General features: G+C 63.9%; 18 protein-coding genes. 11 read left to right on the top strand and 7 right to left on the bottom strand.

The features are described 5' to 3' along the window. The first annotated feature begins 223 nt into the window (after positions 1–223). Positions 224–847, top strand: a complete 624-nt coding sequence (locus H8B02_RS35390; RefSeq protein WP_212313441.1) for an outer membrane protein — start codon at positions 224–226, stop codon at positions 845–847. 275 nt (positions 848–1122) lie between these two features. Here the strand turns inward: H8B02_RS35390 and H8B02_RS35385 are convergent, their stop codons facing one another. From H8B02_RS35385 to H8B02_RS35370, 4 genes are all read right to left on the bottom strand, one after another. Next, positions 1123–1335, bottom strand: a complete 213-nt coding sequence (locus H8B02_RS35385; protein WP_016844477.1) for a cold-shock protein — start codon at positions 1333–1335, stop codon at positions 1123–1125. A 260-nt stretch (positions 1336–1595) separates the two neighbouring features. Beyond that, positions 1596–2456, bottom strand: a complete 861-nt coding sequence (locus H8B02_RS35380) for a 23S rRNA (adenine(2030)-N(6))-methyltransferase RlmJ (RefSeq protein ID WP_229170476.1) — start codon at positions 2454–2456, stop codon at positions 1596–1598. A 159-nt stretch (positions 2457–2615) separates the two neighbouring features. Further along, positions 2616–3239, bottom strand: a complete 624-nt coding sequence (locus H8B02_RS35375; RefSeq protein WP_229170475.1) for a ribonuclease T2 family protein — start codon at positions 3237–3239, stop codon at positions 2616–2618. 178 nt (positions 3240–3417) lie between these two features. Further along, a complete protein-coding gene (locus H8B02_RS35370) occupies positions 3418–3894 on the bottom strand; it encodes a hypothetical protein (RefSeq protein ID WP_229170474.1) in 477 nt (158 codons plus the stop codon). Between the two features lie 166 nt (positions 3895–4060). On the opposite strand from H8B02_RS35370, the gene H8B02_RS35365 reads away from it, so the two are divergent. The 5 genes from H8B02_RS35365 to H8B02_RS35345 all read left to right on the top strand — a co-directional run bounded on the left by H8B02_RS35365 (position 4061) and on the right by H8B02_RS35345 (position 7904). Beyond that, positions 4061–4360 (top strand): hypothetical protein, encoded by a 300-nt coding sequence (locus H8B02_RS35365; protein ID WP_176529291.1) that lies wholly within the window; start codon positions 4061–4063, stop codon positions 4358–4360. Between the two features lie 43 nt (positions 4361–4403). Beyond that, complete coding sequence (locus H8B02_RS35360; protein ID WP_097671589.1) at positions 4404–4934, top strand: DUF3617 domain-containing protein; 531 nt, start codon at positions 4404–4406, stop codon at positions 4932–4934. Between the two features lie 911 nt (positions 4935–5845). Continuing rightward, positions 5846–6325: a TonB-dependent receptor plug domain-containing protein gene (locus H8B02_RS35355; protein WP_229170473.1), complete on the top strand. Its 480-nt coding sequence runs from the start codon at positions 5846–5848 to the stop codon at positions 6323–6325. Continuing rightward, positions 6295–6612: a hypothetical protein gene (locus tag H8B02_RS35350; RefSeq protein WP_229170472.1), complete on the top strand. Its 318-nt coding sequence runs from the start codon at positions 6295–6297 to the stop codon at positions 6610–6612. Before H8B02_RS35355 ends, H8B02_RS35350 begins: the two co-directional genes overlap by 31 nt. Continuing rightward, on the top strand, positions 6510–7904 hold the full coding sequence (locus tag H8B02_RS35345) for a TonB-dependent siderophore receptor (protein WP_233287883.1): 1395 nt from the start codon (positions 6510–6512) through the stop codon (positions 7902–7904). The genes H8B02_RS35350 and H8B02_RS35345 overlap by 103 nt, the downstream gene beginning before the upstream one ends. On the opposite strand, the gene H8B02_RS35340 is transcribed toward H8B02_RS35345, so the two are convergent. Genes H8B02_RS35340 through H8B02_RS35330 form a run of 3 tightly spaced genes read right to left on the bottom strand, consistent with a single transcriptional unit; the run spans position 7905 to position 10573 of the window. Continuing rightward, complete coding sequence (locus H8B02_RS35340; protein WP_229170471.1) at positions 7905–9290, bottom strand: ATP-binding protein; 1386 nt, start codon at positions 9288–9290, stop codon at positions 7905–7907. A gap of 9 nt (positions 9291–9299) precedes the next feature. Then, positions 9300–10022 (bottom strand): response regulator, encoded by a 723-nt coding sequence (locus H8B02_RS35335; RefSeq protein WP_171948219.1) that lies wholly within the window; start codon positions 10020–10022, stop codon positions 9300–9302. A gap of 2 nt (positions 10023–10024) precedes the next feature. Further along, on the bottom strand, positions 10025–10573 hold the full coding sequence (locus H8B02_RS35330) for a MarR family winged helix-turn-helix transcriptional regulator (RefSeq protein WP_375776910.1): 549 nt from the start codon (positions 10571–10573) through the stop codon (positions 10025–10027). Between the two features lie 330 nt (positions 10574–10903). Between H8B02_RS35330 and H8B02_RS35325 the strand changes: the two genes are divergently transcribed. From H8B02_RS35325 to H8B02_RS35305, 5 genes are all read left to right on the top strand, one after another. Further along, positions 10904–11983: a branched-chain amino acid aminotransferase gene (locus H8B02_RS35325; protein WP_229170470.1), complete on the top strand. Its 1080-nt coding sequence runs from the start codon at positions 10904–10906 to the stop codon at positions 11981–11983. A 208-nt stretch (positions 11984–12191) separates the two neighbouring features. Beyond that, entirely contained in the window at positions 12192–12698 is a 507-nt protein-coding gene (locus tag H8B02_RS35320) for a YegJ family protein (protein WP_229170469.1), read from the top strand. 73 nt (positions 12699–12771) lie between these two features. After that, complete coding sequence (gene hisS, locus H8B02_RS35315; RefSeq protein WP_229170468.1) at positions 12772–14286, top strand: histidine--tRNA ligase; 1515 nt, start codon at positions 12772–12774, stop codon at positions 14284–14286. A 112-nt stretch (positions 14287–14398) separates the two neighbouring features. Continuing rightward, on the top strand, positions 14399–14602 hold the full coding sequence (locus H8B02_RS35310) for a tautomerase family protein (protein WP_044538952.1): 204 nt from the start codon (positions 14399–14401) through the stop codon (positions 14600–14602). A gap of 173 nt (positions 14603–14775) precedes the next feature. Continuing rightward, complete coding sequence (locus tag H8B02_RS35305) at positions 14776–15186, top strand: thioesterase family protein (RefSeq protein WP_229170467.1); 411 nt, start codon at positions 14776–14778, stop codon at positions 15184–15186. The last annotated feature ends 98 nt before the right edge of the window (positions 15187–15284 follow it).

Here is a 15284-nt window from a genome sequence, read left to right as displayed (position 1 = left end):
GGCGGCGCAGGAAAACAACCCCGATTGCAGGGTGTTACTGGCCCAGCGCGGCCGGCCGGGGCGGGTCGGTAACACATTGTTAAGACTGATGAGCGGGCCGCTAACCGGGCTTAACAACCCTTTAACTTAAAACTCTCGATAAACCTTAGCGAAAAAAGTGGAATTCCGTAACCGCGCCGGCCCTGGGCCTGCGGGCTGCGGCAGTTGCGTGTGGAGAGTACCCATGACCCGGTTTGTTGCGCGTGCGCTGGCACTGATCGTCGCAGGCTGGACGACTTCGGCGGCGTCGGCCGACCTCAACTACGGCTCGCCCTATACCGTCTATCAGCCGCTCAATGCCTACAGCTGGGCCGGGCCCTATCTCGGCGGCAACGTCGGCTACGGCTGGGGTTCGGTCGAGAACAACCCGACCAAGCCGTCCGGTTTCGTCGGCGGCGTGCAGGCCGGCTACAATTTCCAGAACGGCTCGCCTTGGGTGTTCGGCATCGAGGCCGATATCCAGGGCACCACCGCCGACGATCGGTTCGCGCCCTGGAAGTTCTCCAACCCGTGGTTCGGCACCGTGCGCGGCCGCGCCGGCTATGCGGTCAACAATGTCCTGTTCTACGCGACCGGCGGTCTCGCCTTCGGCGAACTGCGCGGCGAGACCTTCGGCATATCGGAGTCGCATACCAATGCGGGCTTCACCGTCGGCGCCGGCGCCGAAATGGGCTTTGCCCCGAACTGGAGCGCCAAGATCGAATATCTCTACGTCGATCTCGCCAACAGCAACTTTACGATCACCGGCGGCGCGCCGAACGGCTACAGCTTCAGCCTGGTTCGCGCCGGCATCAATTATCACTTCTGAGAACAAGAAAACGTCTGACATCAACTCCCGGCCGCGCCTCGCGCGGCCGGGTTTTTCTTTGTGCTGAGCACGCCGACATCACGCGCGGCTGCATCAACGCCGCGGCGTCCGCGAAACCAGTCGGACGGCCGCACGCACCGGATATGCGGGCACCGTCAATCGCGTCCGCATCATGCAGGTGGTCGTGCAGCGAGCGCGAGCCACGCGCCCGGCAGTCAACTCACACGCAACGCTTCATTCGCCGTTCATCACGAGCCACGCACCGCGCGCGCTCATCATGAAACCACCAGGTTGACCGCCTTCGGGCCCTTGCCCTTCTTGTCGGGTTCAACCTCGAACGTAATGCGCTGTCCTTCAGTCAGGTCCTTCAATCCTGCACGCTCGACAGCTGTGATGTGAACGAACACATCGCGGCCGCCATCATCAGGCTTGATGAAGCCGTAGCCACGCTCTCCGTTGAAGAACTTGACTGTCCCAGTCATGGCCATCGGGAAACTCCTCCCCCGTATTGCTCCACCGCTACGCGCACGCCGCGTAGCGGTTGACCGACATTCGCTTGTCGGAAGCTTGGCCACCTGAACAGGCCGGCGTCACGCCACCGGTCTGCCTGGATTTTATTTCGGCCTTGTCACTCCGCCGCAACCATTCGCGGAAGCGGAACGTAAAGCCAGTCGTAACAGGATGAGCATAATACGGTTCCGCGCGCGTTGCCTATGCTCAAATAGAACTTTTCAGTGGGTGCTACCGATCAAGGTTTAGGCGTTTCGAGTCTGAAGCGTCCGGCGCCGCCTTGACCAAGCGGTCTCTCGAGTTCGGGCAAAATGATCTTCAGCTCGCCCGCCAGCGTCCACGGCGGATTCACTATCAAAAGGCCGGTGGAAACGAGGCCTGCGCCTGTTTCTTGCGGCGCCACACTGAATTCCAAACGCAAGCATTTGCCCGCGGGCCGACTGCTCGCTGTTGTTGCAGCCACGCTGCGCGCGAGCTCGTCGGTAGCTCTCCGGGTTTTTACGGGGTACCACAAAAGATACGTGCCGGTCGGCCACTTCGCGAACGCTTCGGTGAAGGCACTCGCCAGCCGCTCGAACTCGTCCTTCGCTTCGAATGGCGGATCGATCAGCACCAGGCCGCGCCGCTCGTTCGGCGGCACGAATGCGGGCAGCGCCATCCAGCCGTCGAGATCGACGACGCGCGCCTGCGCATCGCGTCGCAATGCATCGATCAATTGCTTGCGCGCCACGGGCTCGATCTCGCAGGCCGTCATACGGTCTTGCGGACGCAGCAGCGCCCGCGCGATCAACGGCGAGCCGGGATAGGCTTTCAGCTCGCCTCTCGGATTGAATGCTCTGACGATGTCGAGATAGGGCGCGATCAGCGGCAACGCCTTGTCGGACAGCCGCGCCTGCATCAGCCGCGCGATGCCGGTCAGCCATTCGCCGCCGCGCTGCGCTTCGCTCGACGTCAAATCATAGAGGCCGGCGCCGGCATGGGTGTCGATGACGCGGAACGGCGCCTGCTTCTCCTGCAGGTAGGTGAGCATGCGCACCAGCACGATGTGCTTGATGACGTCGGCAAAGCTGCCGGCATGAAAGGCGTGACGATAGTTCATGCGATGACGCTGCGCTCCAGAGGGTGCGCATGTTGTACTGCGTCATGCCCGGCCTGTCCCGGGCATCATGCCTTATCTCGTTAGTTTCGTGATGGCGTCGATGGCCGGGACACTCGGCGCGACGACGCGCGTTTGCCCGGCCGTGACGCGGACGAGACTTCAGCCGCCGCGAACCGGCGGCATCAGCACCTGATCGCGGCGGCAGGCGCGGCGATCGATTTCCTCGCAGGAACGGAATTGCAGATCCTTGCTGAGGCAGATCCGCACCTCGCTGAGCCGCTTGCTGTCGCAGGTCACCGAGATCGCGGAGTTGCTGAGCCCCGGATTGGCCTTGATGAACGCCGTCTCCAGCTCGTCGGGCGCGATCGTCTTCGGCTCCGTCAATTGCAGGAATTCCTCGGGGATCTTTACCGCGGCGCGCGCCTTGCGAATGGCTTCGAAATAGGCCCGTTCGCCGAGGCCGGAGCAGGTGCCGTGCTTGTCCCACTCGTTGTAGATCAGCCCGGGCGCCGGCATCAGGTCGAGCATCGAGGTCATGATGTTGCGGGCGAGGCGGGGCGAGGGCCGCTGGCAGTATTCCGGAAAGCCCCGCTCATATTGCGGCCACAGCCCGTGCACCACGAACGAGTACGGCCGTCCGCCGCATTGCGCCTGGGTGCCGCGGCCGTTGTTGCCGCGCTCGCTCGCCGCCTCGCAGAACGAGGGCGACCACGACAGCGACAGCACATAGAAATCGAACTCGCCGGGCGCATTCTGCCGGCGATCCTGGGCAGAGGCCCCCATCGCACCACACAGAACAAAGGCAACTGAAATCAGAAATCGGGAAATTGTGACCAACCGAGGCATCAAACGCTCCCCTCACGCGACCATTCGGAACCTAGCAGGCCGCTAGAACATTTCAAGAACAAAAAAGCCGCCGTCTGAACGGCGGCGGCTTCTGCTTCACCAATCTGGTCGGAGATCAGGGCCGGGCGGCCTTGCAGGACGGGTTATAGGCCCAGTTGCGGTCGAGCCCGGCGACGCACCAATCGACGCCCTGGCTAAGGCCGGCAAAGCCGCCGTCCTCGATGATCGAATAGTGCACCTTGCGTACCTTGCCGTCGCTCAGCATCGCATCGCCCGAGCAATAGCGGCGCGGAATGTTATCGGACTGCCAGGGGCGGAACGCGGTCTCATGGATCCGGCTGAAACCGGTGATCACGAGCGGCGAATTCCAGAAAGTGGCTTCCTTTTCGTGGAATTGATCGCTGATGACGTTCAGGGCCCTCTCGCAGGGTGCCACATTGCCGTCATAGCGCGGGCCGGACAGCCAGAAATTCAATTCGAACGGATTGGCGGCCTGAGCCGTGCCCCCGAACGCCAGAAGGCCGACCACGAGCGCGGCGCCGAGGCGAAGCGTGTGGCTGAGTTTAGTGGGGGAGTTGAACAGGTTGCGCATGGGAATCCACCCGATGATCAGATGCGGCGAACGGTGCCGTGAAGCCCCGGCAAGGTCAAGTGCAGCGCGGCAACACCTGCGGAGAAGTCCACCTCCAGCAGCCGGCTCGTTCTTTCCATGGTCGCCGGCGCACTCTATGTTGGTCGCAAGCGAAATGGAGTCTGCGATGCGAAGGAAATTGGCCGCGTGCCTGGTTGCCGTTTGCGGGATGCTGGCCGTTGGTCCGGCGCGAGCCGACTGGATGCAGCCGGTGCCGCCGTTCAAGGGCAATGATACCGGCGGTATCATCGCCTATACGCTGGCGGCCCAGACCGATGCGCGGCAGCTCGCCGTCGATCACTGCGCTTCCTACGGCAAGGTGGTCAAGTTCCTTGCGATGCAGCGCTACCCGGGTGGCTACATCTCGTTTGCCTGCCGCTGGGTGCCCTACGGTTCGGCCCAGAGGCCGGTGCGCACGCTCTACTGAGCGCACTCCAAATCCTTCGATCGTTCAGCCGGGAGCTCACCGCATGACCCGACAGCTTGCCTTGCTTGGTTCTGCTGTTTGCCTTGTCCTGTCCACCGGTGCCGCGAGCGCCGTCGACCTGCCGATCCGCAAGGCCGGTCTGTGGGAGATGAAAATGGTGCGTACCGGCGGGCCGATGCCGGAAATCACCATGCAGCACTGCACCGACGAGACCACCGACAAGGAGATGAGCGCGGCGGCCTCGCCGATGGCCAAGGAAGTCTGCTCCAAGCAGGACATCCAGAAGACCGCGACCGGCTATGTCAGCGACAGCGTGTGCAGCGTCGCCGGCATGTCGATGAAGAGCCATGCCGAGATCGTCGGCGATTTCAATTCCGCCTACACGGTCAAGAGCACCTCGCACGCGGAAGGCGGCGCGGCCGGCTCCCGCGACACCACGATGACCATCGAGGCGAAATGGCTCGGCGCCTGCAAGAGCGACCAGAAGCCCGGTGACATCATCATGCCCGGCGGCATGAAGATGAACGTCAAGGACATGGAAAAGCTGAAGGGCCTCCTGCCCAAGCAGAAGTAGGGCGCAGCGCCTTCGCTTGCCGCCGCGCGCCCTAAGCACGTCCTCTCTGATGTTGAGAGGACGTGACGTTTTTTCACCACCATCGTTGCGAGCAACCAGCGACAAAACTGCCAAGCGGTTTTGCGCTGCCTTTCATTGAGCGTTCGTTCGCGCGACCCGTCGGTTCGCAATGATGCCGTTGGACCTTGTGCGCCAACTCCGTCACGCCGGCGTATTCGCTTCACCGTTGTCGCTAAAGGTTGACGCCGAGCGCGCGTCGCGACGCACAACGGTCACCGGCCTCTCATCTTCAATAGAATGGATGTCAAACAAGACGTCAGGTGTCGGTCGCGGCGGCGCGCAATGCACGACGGCATTGCAGGACGACATCAACATCATTGAATGATCGCTGCGTGTCTCGCATTCGAGACTCTCTGAGAGAACGAGGACGTGCAGCGAATTCCTCGTGCTGAAAAGCTCGCTGCGACAACATGTCTTTTTGAATCGCTCCAGTGTTGCGCATCTTGAATCGTTCCAGTGTCGTGCATCGCGCGCTTCAATGGATCTATTTTGCGCGTGTGGAATTCGACGCATCCCGCCGATAGAAGTCCGCCCCAATCGAGTCTGCTCAACGACGAGCACGCGGCTCGATCAAGATCGGCCTGGGGAAGTGTGGCGATTGCTTGGTGGGAATGGCTTCGTCGCGAAGCAAGCGCAGCTTGCTTGCATCAACGGCTGCGATCATCGCAGCGTTTCTCGGTTCGGTCGTGCTTGTGCCGATGGATGCAAACGTCGCCAGCGCTCAGGCACAAACGAGCTCTCCGCAGAACAACGTCAGCGTGCTTCCAGCCGTAACCGTGGATGAACCTGGCGCTGCAAGGAAGCGTAGCGCCGTCGCTTCAAGTCGGAACACCAGGTCTTCGCGCACCACCGTGGTGAGCCCACGCCGCACTGCTGCGGGGCCCGCTCAGAACCAGGCTCCGCGGTCGCAAGGCGCGGCCGGCACGATCGGTACGACGACCGGCTACGTTGCGACCGGCAGCACGGCCGGCACCAAGACCAACACCGCGCTGATCGAGACGCCGCAGTCGCTTTCGGTCGTCACGCAAAAGGAGCTCAGGGATCGTAACGTTCAGACGCTCAAGGACGCCGTCAATTACACGCCCGGCGTCACGACCACCGCGTTCGGCTATGATCCCCGGTTCGATAGTTTCTACATCCGCGGCTTCGATGCGACCTATACGGGGATCTATCGCGACGGTCTGCGCCAGGGCGGCGGCAACTTCGCCATTCCCAAGATCGAACCTTACGGTCTCGACAGCGTGTCGATCCTCCGTGGCCCGGCCTCAGGCCTCTACGGCCTTGGCTCTCCGGGGGCATCGTGGATGTCACCACCAAGCGGCCACCGTTGACGCCGTTCGGCGAGGTGCAGCTGCAGGCCGGCAATTATGACCGTTACCAGGGCAGCTTCGACATCGGTGGTCCGGTGCCCGGCGGCGATCAGTTGTATTACCGGCTGACGGGTTTGCTCCGTGACGCGAAGACCTGGTATCCCGGCAACGACGACGATCGCACCTATATCGCGCCTGCGCTGACCTGGCGCCCGACGTCAGTACGTCCTTCACGATCCTCAGCGAGTATCAAAGCAGCCGAACCGCCGCGAGCATCGGCAACTTCCGCACGCCCGACGGACAATTGACCAACATCTACTCGAACGATCCGGCCTTCAGCGCCATGGATCAGAAGCAATATCGCGTCGGTTACGCGTTCGAGCACGATGTCGACGACGTGTGGACGGTGCGGCAGAACTTCCGCTTCTATCAGGTCGACACCGACGCGAAATACACCCAGATCGATTCCATCGACAGCAGCACCAATCTCGCGTCGCGCTCCGCGTTGCGGATCCTGGATAGCTTCAATACCGTGACGCTCGACAATCAGGCCGAGGCCAAGTTCATGCTCGGCGCGATCAAGAACACGGCGCTGTTCGGCGTCGACTACGGGCACTCCTACTACAACGACAAGATCGGCTACGGGCCGGCTCCCGATCTCAATCTCCTGACGATGAATTATGGTGCCCAGGCGATCGCGTCGCCGGCATTCTCGATCTTCAACAAGCAGTCGACCGACGAGGTCGGGGTCTATGCGCAGGAGCAGGCCAGGCTCGGCGGCTTCATCCTGACGCTCAATGGCCGCCAGAGCTGGGTCTCGCAGACGACGACCGCAGGCCTGGACGGCGTGCCGTCAACGCAGAAGGCGTCCGCCTTCGCGGGCCGCGCGGGCCTCGCTTACGTCTTCGACAATGGCGTTGCGCCTTATGTCAGCTACGCGACGGCGTTCGCCCCGCAGGTCGGCGTCGATGCATCGGGATCGCCGTTCAAGCCGACCACCGGCGAGCAGAAGGAAATCGGCATCAAGTACCAGATGCCGCGGGTGCCGGTGCTGTTGACCGCCGCGGTGTTCGACATCACGCAGGACAATGTGCTGCGCACCGATCCGAGCAACATGGCTTTCCAGGCGGCAACCGGGCAGGTCGAATCGAAGGGCGTGGAGCTCGAGGCGAAGCTGGCGCTCAAGCAGGGATTTGATCTCACCGCGGCCTACACCCACCTGAACGTCGTGATCACGCAGGGCAATCCCGATACGACCGGCAATGAGCTCTCCGGCATTCCGAGGAATTCCTTCGCCGCCTTCGGCAAATACACGTTCCAGTCCGGCGTCCCCGTCGAAGGGCTCGGGCTTGGCCTCGGTGTCCGTTACATCGGGACCAACTTCGGCAACGACCAGAATACGTTCCAGAATGCGGCGAGAACGTTGTTCGATGCCGTGATCGACTACGATCTCGGCAAGCTGGATCGGCGATTGCTCGGCGCCACCATGCGCTTGAACGCGACCAATCTGTTCGACACGCACTACCAGACCTGTCAGTCCGGCTACTGCTATGCCGGCGAACGGCGTCAGGTGATCGGCACTTTGTCCTACCGCTGGTAGCTACACCGGCACCCGCACCGCCGCGCGCAGGCCGCCCATCGGGCTTTCGCCGAGCATGATGTCGCCGCCATGCGAGCGGGCGATGTCGCGCGCGATCGCAAGTCCGAGGCCGCTGCCGCCTTCGTCCTGGTTGCGGGCGTCGTCGAGCCGCAGGAAGGGCTTGAACACTTCCTCGCGCATGTCGGCCGGGATGCCGGGCCCGTCGTCGTCGACCGTGATGTTGAGATAGCGATGGTCGCGCTGGCCGGTGATCGAGATGGTGTTGGCGTGGCGCGCCGCGTTGGAAACGAGGTTGGCGAGGCAGCGCTTGAATGAGGCCGGTTTCACCGTGACGACCGGCAGGCCGTGGAACGCGACGGTCGCGGTGTGGCCGTGGCGTTCGGCGTCGCTGCGCAATTCCTCCAGCGCCATCGCCATGTCGGTCGGCTGCGCGACCTCGCCGGAATCGCCGCGCGCGAAGGCAAGGTAGTCCTCCAGCATCATCGACATCTCGTCGACGTCCTTGCGCATCGCGTCGATCTCGGGGCCTTCGCCGATCAAGGCGAGTTCGAGCTTGAAGCGGGTCAGGATGGTGCGCAGATCATGCGACACGCCGGCGAGCATCGCGGTGCGCTGCTCGATCGAACGCTCGACGCGCGCCTTCATCTCGATGAAGGCCTGTGCCGCGCGCCGCACCTCGCGCGCGCCGCGCGGCCGGAAGTTCGGCGCCTCGCGGCCCTTGCCGAAGCTTTCGGCGGCATCGGCGAGCCGCAGGATCGGCTTGATCTGGTTGCGCAGGAACAGCACGGCGACGATCAGCAGGATCGACGAGGTGCCGACCATCCAGAAGATGAAGATCTCCGAGTTGGAGGCGTAGGCCGCGCTGCGCTGGGCGAAGATCCGCATTACCGAATCGTCGAGCGAAACGCGGATCTCGACCAGGTTGGACTTGCCGACGGTGTCGATCCAGAACGGACGGCTGATCTGGCGGCCGAGCTGCACCGACAGCGTCTGGTCGAGCAGCGAGAAGAACGGCTTCGGCCCCGGCGGCGGCATGTCGCCGGCGGGGAGGAAGTCGACCACGAGCTGCAGCTTCTGGGCGATGCGGCGCAGCTGCGCGCGGTCCTTGTCCTGCGGATAATTCTTGTAGACGTCGATCAGCGCGGCGATGTCGGAGACCACTGCGGCCGACAGGCGCCGCGTCACCGTGTTCCAGTGCCGCTCCATGAACACGAACGCGACCACGGTCTGCAGGATCACCATCGGCACGATCATGATCAGGAGCGCGCGGGCGTAGAGGCCGGTCGGCATCCAGCTCTTGAACGCATTGCCCATCCAGCCATTGGCCTTCGAGACGCGCTGCGAGGCGTTCTTGATCAGGGTCAGGCCGGTGTCGAGCGTGCTCATGGCTGCATCTTACGGCGAGGCGACCAGGCGATAGCCGATGCCGCGTACCGCCTGCAGGAACAGCGGATTGGCGGGATCGTGCTCGATCTTGCGGCGCAGGCGGTTGATCTGGACGTCGACCGCGCGCTCATTGACGGTGCCGCCGCTGGTCAGTTCGCCGCGCGGCACGGTCTCGCCGGGCGCGCTTGCGAGGATACGCAGCATCTCGCGCTCGCGGTCGGTGAGATGGATGATCTCCTCGCCCTGGCGCAGCTCGCTGCGTTCAATGTGGAAGATGTAGGGGCCGAACGCGATCTGCTCGACGACAGTGACTTGCGGCGGCGCGGTGCGCTTGAGGATATTGCCGATGCGCAGCACCAGCTCGCGCGGCTCGAACGGCTTGGCGACATAGTCGTCGGCGCCGATCTGCAGGCCCTCGATGCGGGCTTCCGCCTCATGGCGGGCGGTCAGCATGATGATCGGCACTGTCGAGGAGGTGCGGATGAAGCGGGCGAGGTCGAAGCCGTTCTCGCCGGGCATCATCACGTCGAGGATGAGCAGGTCGAAATGCAGCCCGAGCAGCTTGGCGCGTGCGTCGGTGGCGCTCATGGCCGTGGTGACGCGATAGCCCTCGCCGGAGAGAAAGCGCGACAACAGGTCGCGAATGCGCCGGTCGTCGTCGACCAGCAGGAGATGCGGCGCATCGTCGGCCGGCTCGACCGGCGTGCGCACCAGGGTTGCAGCCTGCACCAGGTTCACTCCCTTGTTTTTCTGCCGCCGCCGAAGATCGCTTCGAGCACCTTGTCGGGATCGTCGCGGTCGATCATCGCGCGGAGGAATTGGCGAACCGTCTCGACGCCGGCCGGATCGATGCCGGCGACGGCGCGGTTGATGCGGTCGGTCTGTAACCCTGCGAGCTTGGCGACCAGCGCCTCGCCCTTCGGCGTTGCGTAGAGCAGGCGCTGCCGGCGGTCGTTGTTGCCGGTCTTCTGCACGATGTAGCCTTCGTCCAGCAGCTGCTTGAGTACCCGTCCGAGCGATTGCTTGGTGATACGCAGGACGTCAAGCAGGTCGGCGACCTTCAGGCCGGGATAGCGGGTGACGAAGTGGATGACGCGGTGGTGGGCGCGGCCGAAACCGAACGCCTCCAGTTCTTGGTCGGCGTCGCCGACAAAGTCGCGGTAGGCGAAGAACAACAGCTCGATGATGTCCCAGCGCAGGTCGCGGCCGCCCGCCGCAGGAGCGTGATCATCTCCCTGCGAATCGGGCTTGGCAGCCATGCCTGAGAAATTTATGTCAGTCATATTGACGTATCTTGGGTTCAATGTTACAAAACTGCCGGTCGCGACGAAACATTAGGTCGTTTCGTCCCCGACAGCGTTTGAGGCGGCCTGAAATAGCCTGTGAGGCGGTTTGGGCCGCGAATTGGACTACCGTGCGATTGTCGAGCGGCATTTCGGCAAACATACTGGACTTCAGCACTCCGCAAAAGCATGTCTAAACGGCATGTTGGCGATGGAAACCGGCCGGGTTGCCGGCGGTGGTGAAGTTCGCACCAGCCGAGCCTGACGGCTCCGGGGGAAACAGGCCGTCGCCCGGTATGGCGCCGGTTCCGACAGCGGAAAGCAAGAAAAATGACTTTGAAATTCGACATCCAGCCTTCGCCGAACGCCACCTCCGACAAGGACCGCGCAGCGAAGCTCGTGGACCCGGGCTTCGGCCGCGTCTTTACTGACCACATGGCGATCGTCCGCTACAGCCAGGGCAAGGGCTGGCACAGCGCCCGCGTCGAGGCACGCGCGAATTTTCCGCTCGATCCGGCCGGCGCGGTGCTGCACTACGCCCAGGAGATTTTCGAAGGTCTCAAGGCCTACCGGCGCGACGATGGTGGTGTGAACCTGTTCCGTCCCGACGCCAATGCCCGGCGCTTCCACGATTCGGCCGACCGCATGGCGATGGCGCCGCTGCCCGAGGACGTGTTCATCGACGCGGTTGAGCAGCTGGTGCGGATGGATCGCGCCTGGATCCCGGGCGGCGAGGGCAGTCTCTATCTGCGGCCGTTCATGATCGCGAGCGAGGTCTTCCTCGGCGTGAAGCCGTCGGCGGAATACATCTTCTCCGTCATCGCTTCTCCGGTCGGCTCCTACTTCAAGGGCGGTCCCGCGCCGGTGTCGATCTGGGTGTCGGAGAATTACACGCGCGCCGCGATCGGCGGTACCGGCGCCGTGAAGTGCGGCGGCAACTATGCCGCAAGCCTGCGCGCACAGGCCGAGGCGATCGAGCGCGGCTGCGATCAGGTCGTGTTCCTTGACGCGGTCGAGCGCCGCTACATCGAGGAGCTCGGCGGCATGAACATCTTCTTCGCGTTCGACGACGGCTCGCTCTCGACGCCGCCGCTCGGCACCATCCTGCCCGGCATCACCCGCGACTCGATCATCGCGCTTGCCAAGGATACCGGCACGCGCGTGCGCGAGGAGCCCTACACGATCCAGCAGTGGCGTGCCGACGCCGCCAGCGGCAAGCTGAAGGAAGCCTTCGCCTGCGGCACCGCGGCCGTGATCTCGCCGATCGGCAAGGTGTGCTCGGCGAGCGGCGACTTCCAGATCAGCGGCGGCGTCGCCGGCCCGGTCGCGATGGGCCTGCGCAAGAAGCTGGTCGACATCCAGTACGGTCGCACCAACGACCCGCATAACTGGATCAGGAACGTCGCCTGACGCAGCGGTTCCACTGCTGACTTCGATTTGGCGCCTCTCCCTTTGCAAAGGGAGAGGCGCTTTCGCTTTGGAACTCCAGCGAGTGCGCCGGCGCTTCGCCTCGGTCGTCATTTTTCCGTGTGATCGGCCGTCATGGCATGAACGGCCTGACGCGAGCGCGCGACAAAGTCTCGCCTCCCGCTTCAAACAATTCCCATTCGCGTGTGACATGACCAAAACTCCCGTAACACGTCTGACCTTTGCCGTGCTGATCGCGGCTGCGTTCGCGCTCGCCGGAACCAACACGGCGCGCGCCGAGGACCGCTCGCCGGTGATCGATGTCCGCACGGCCGACCCGGAGATGAACGCCGCGATCAGCCATGCGCGCGAGACGCTTCCGGCATTCTGGGCCTCCTATGAGGCGCCCAAGCCGTCGGAGACCCAGCACTCGCTCAAGGTCCGCTTTCCGACCCATCGCAACGAGGGCGAGCACATCTGGATGCGCGAGGTGAAGAAGCTGCCGAGCGGCGGCTATTCCGGCCGGTTCGCCAACCAGCCGCGCGACCTGCCGGGCAAGCGGGCCGGCGACCTCGCCGAGTTCAAGCAGGCTGACATCTCCGACTGGATGTTCATGCGCAACGGCAAGATCGTCGGCGGCGAGACCATCAAGCCGCTGCTGAAATCGATGCCGAAGGCCGACGCCGACGCGCTTCGCGCGCGGATGGAGCAGCCCTGAAGACCAGTGTTCGGCGGCGGCGGAGGCGCAGAGCCGGGTTGCCGCCTTGCGCGTCCGCTGGTAAACGCCGCCAATGGCCGAGAAACCCAAAAAACCCCAGAAACTGAAGGCGCGCCTTCCGCGCGGGCTGGAAGATCGCGGCCCGGCCGCGATCAATGCCACGCGGGCGATGGTCGAGAAGATCCGCGCCGTCTACGAGCTCTACGGCTTCGAGCCGGTGGAGACGCCGGCGATGGAATATACCGATGCGCTCGGCAAATTCCTGCCCGACCAGGACCGGCCCAACGAGGGCGTGTTCTCGTTTCAGGACGACGACGAGCAGTGGATTTCGCTGCGCTACGACCTGACCGCGCCGCTCGCGCGCTATGTCGCGGAAAACTTCGACGCGCTGCCGAAGCCGTATCGGTCCTATCGGTTCGGCTACGTCTTCCGCAACGAGAAGCCCGGTCCCGGCCGCTTCCGCCAGTTCATGCAGTTCGATGCCGACACGGTCGGCTCGGCGACGCCGGCGGCCGACGCCGAGATTTGCATGATGGCGGCCGACACGATGGAAGCGCTCGGCATTCCGCGCGGCTCCTATGTCGTGAAGGTGAACAACCGCAAGGTGCTCGACGGTGTGCTTGATGCGATCGGTCTCGGCGGCGAGGACAATGCAGGCCGCAGGCTCACGGTGCTGCGCGCGATCGACAAGCTCGACAAGTTTCCTGCCGATGAGGTTCGCAAGCTGCTCGGTCCCGGGCGATGGGATGGCGGTGAAGAGGGCAAGGGCGACTTTACCAAGGGCGCCGAGCTGAGCCCGGCGGATGCCGATATCGTTCTGGCCGTCACGCAGAAGCGCGACGATTGGAAAGACGCCATCGCTGCGGCCGAGACCTACCTTGCAAAGAGTGAAGTTGGTCAGGCCGGTGTGAGCGAGCTCGAAGAGATCGCGAAACTGGTCGCGGCGTCCGGCTATGGCGCAGATCGCATCCGCATCGATCCCACCGTCGTTCGCGGTCTCGAATACTACACCGGCCCGGTCTACGAGGTTGAGCTGCTGCTCGACACCAAGGACGAGAAGGGCCGCCCGGTGCGGTTCGGCTCGGTCGGCGGTGGCGGCCGCTATGATGGCCTCGTCTCGCGCTTCCGCGGCGAGCCGGTGCCGGCGACCGGCTTCTCGATCGGCGTCTCGCGCCTGCAGGCCGCACTGACGATGCTCGGCCAGCTCGATACGCAGGCCGCATTCGGGCCCGTCATCGTCACCGTGTTCGATCGCGACCGCGTCGCCGACTACCAGAAGATGGTCGCGCAGCTGCGCCAGGCCGGCATCCGCGCCGAGCTCTATCTCGGCAACCCGAAGAACATGGGCAACCAGCTCAAATATGCCGACCGCCGCAACTCGCCCTGCGTGATCATCCAGGGCTCGGATGAGAAGGCGCGCGGCGAGGTGCAGATCAAGGATTTGATCGAGGGCGCCAAGGCGGCGGCTGCGATCGCGTCCAATCGGGAATGGCGCGAAACGCGCCCCGCCCAGTTCTCTTGCTCCGAGGCTGATCTGGTCGCCAAGGTTCGCGAGGTGCTCGGGCGGCACGACGTGAACTGGGGATAGCTGGTTTGTCCTGCGCGGGCTTGACCCGCGCATCCATCTTCAAAAAGATGGCGCGCCAGCCGGACCGGCAGCCGACCGGTTTGCACGTCAACAACAACCAGGGAGTATTCCGATGCCCGAGATCACCGTGAGCATGGCCGCCGGCCGCACCGACGAGCAGAAGGCCGGCATGATGCGCGACATCACCCAGGCGCTGGTGAAGAACCTCGGCGTCGACGCCGATGCCGTCGTGATCCAGATCAACGAAGCGCCGCTGCATCACAAGATGAAGGGCGGCAAGACCTTCGTCGAGCGCGCCGCCGCGGCGAAGAAGTAGCCCCTATCTCTCCACGAGTCGTCCCTGCCTTGTGCGCAATTGCGCACTGGAGCAGGGACCCATAACCACCGATGCCGGTTGTTATGCTCGCTAGGGCCCCAGCCATCGCAACACAAGCGTCGGTGGTTATGGGTCCCGGCTCAAGGCCGGGACGACGGTCTTTTGAGGCGCTAATGGACGCACGCGACTTCATCAAGATCGGCATGAGCGCCGAGCGCATGCTCGTGGTGCCGCCGGAGCGCACCGTCGGGCATTTCGTGCCCGGCATGCCGATGGTCTATGCCACGCCGATGATGATCCTCGAAATGGAGATGGCCTCGGGCGATGCCATTCGTGCCGCGCTGCAGCCCGGCTGGGTCACCGTCGGGACCGAGGTTGATATCCGCCATCTCGCTGCCGCGCTTGTCGGGGCCAGAGTGCGGACCACCGCAAAGGTGATCGCGGTCGAGCGCCGCGTGATCCGCTTCGAGGTCGAGGCCTTTGAGGGCACGCGCAAGCTCGGCGAAGGCCGCCACGCCCGCGGCCTGATCAATGTCGAGAGTTTTAACAGGCGGCTCGCCGGGACATCGGGCCAAGCGCAGTAGGTGAAGCCTCGAGGCCGATCCGCGTATTCCGACGTCATCCTGAGGTGCGAGCGGAGCGAGCCTCGAAGGATGGGCCACGGGCCGTGCACCCTTCGAGG

This window comes from Bradyrhizobium altum, assembly GCF_020889705.1.
Classification (GTDB): Bacteria; Pseudomonadota; Alphaproteobacteria; order Rhizobiales; family Xanthobacteraceae; genus Bradyrhizobium; species Bradyrhizobium altum.
This window is presented reverse-complemented; position numbering and strand designations above follow the sequence as displayed.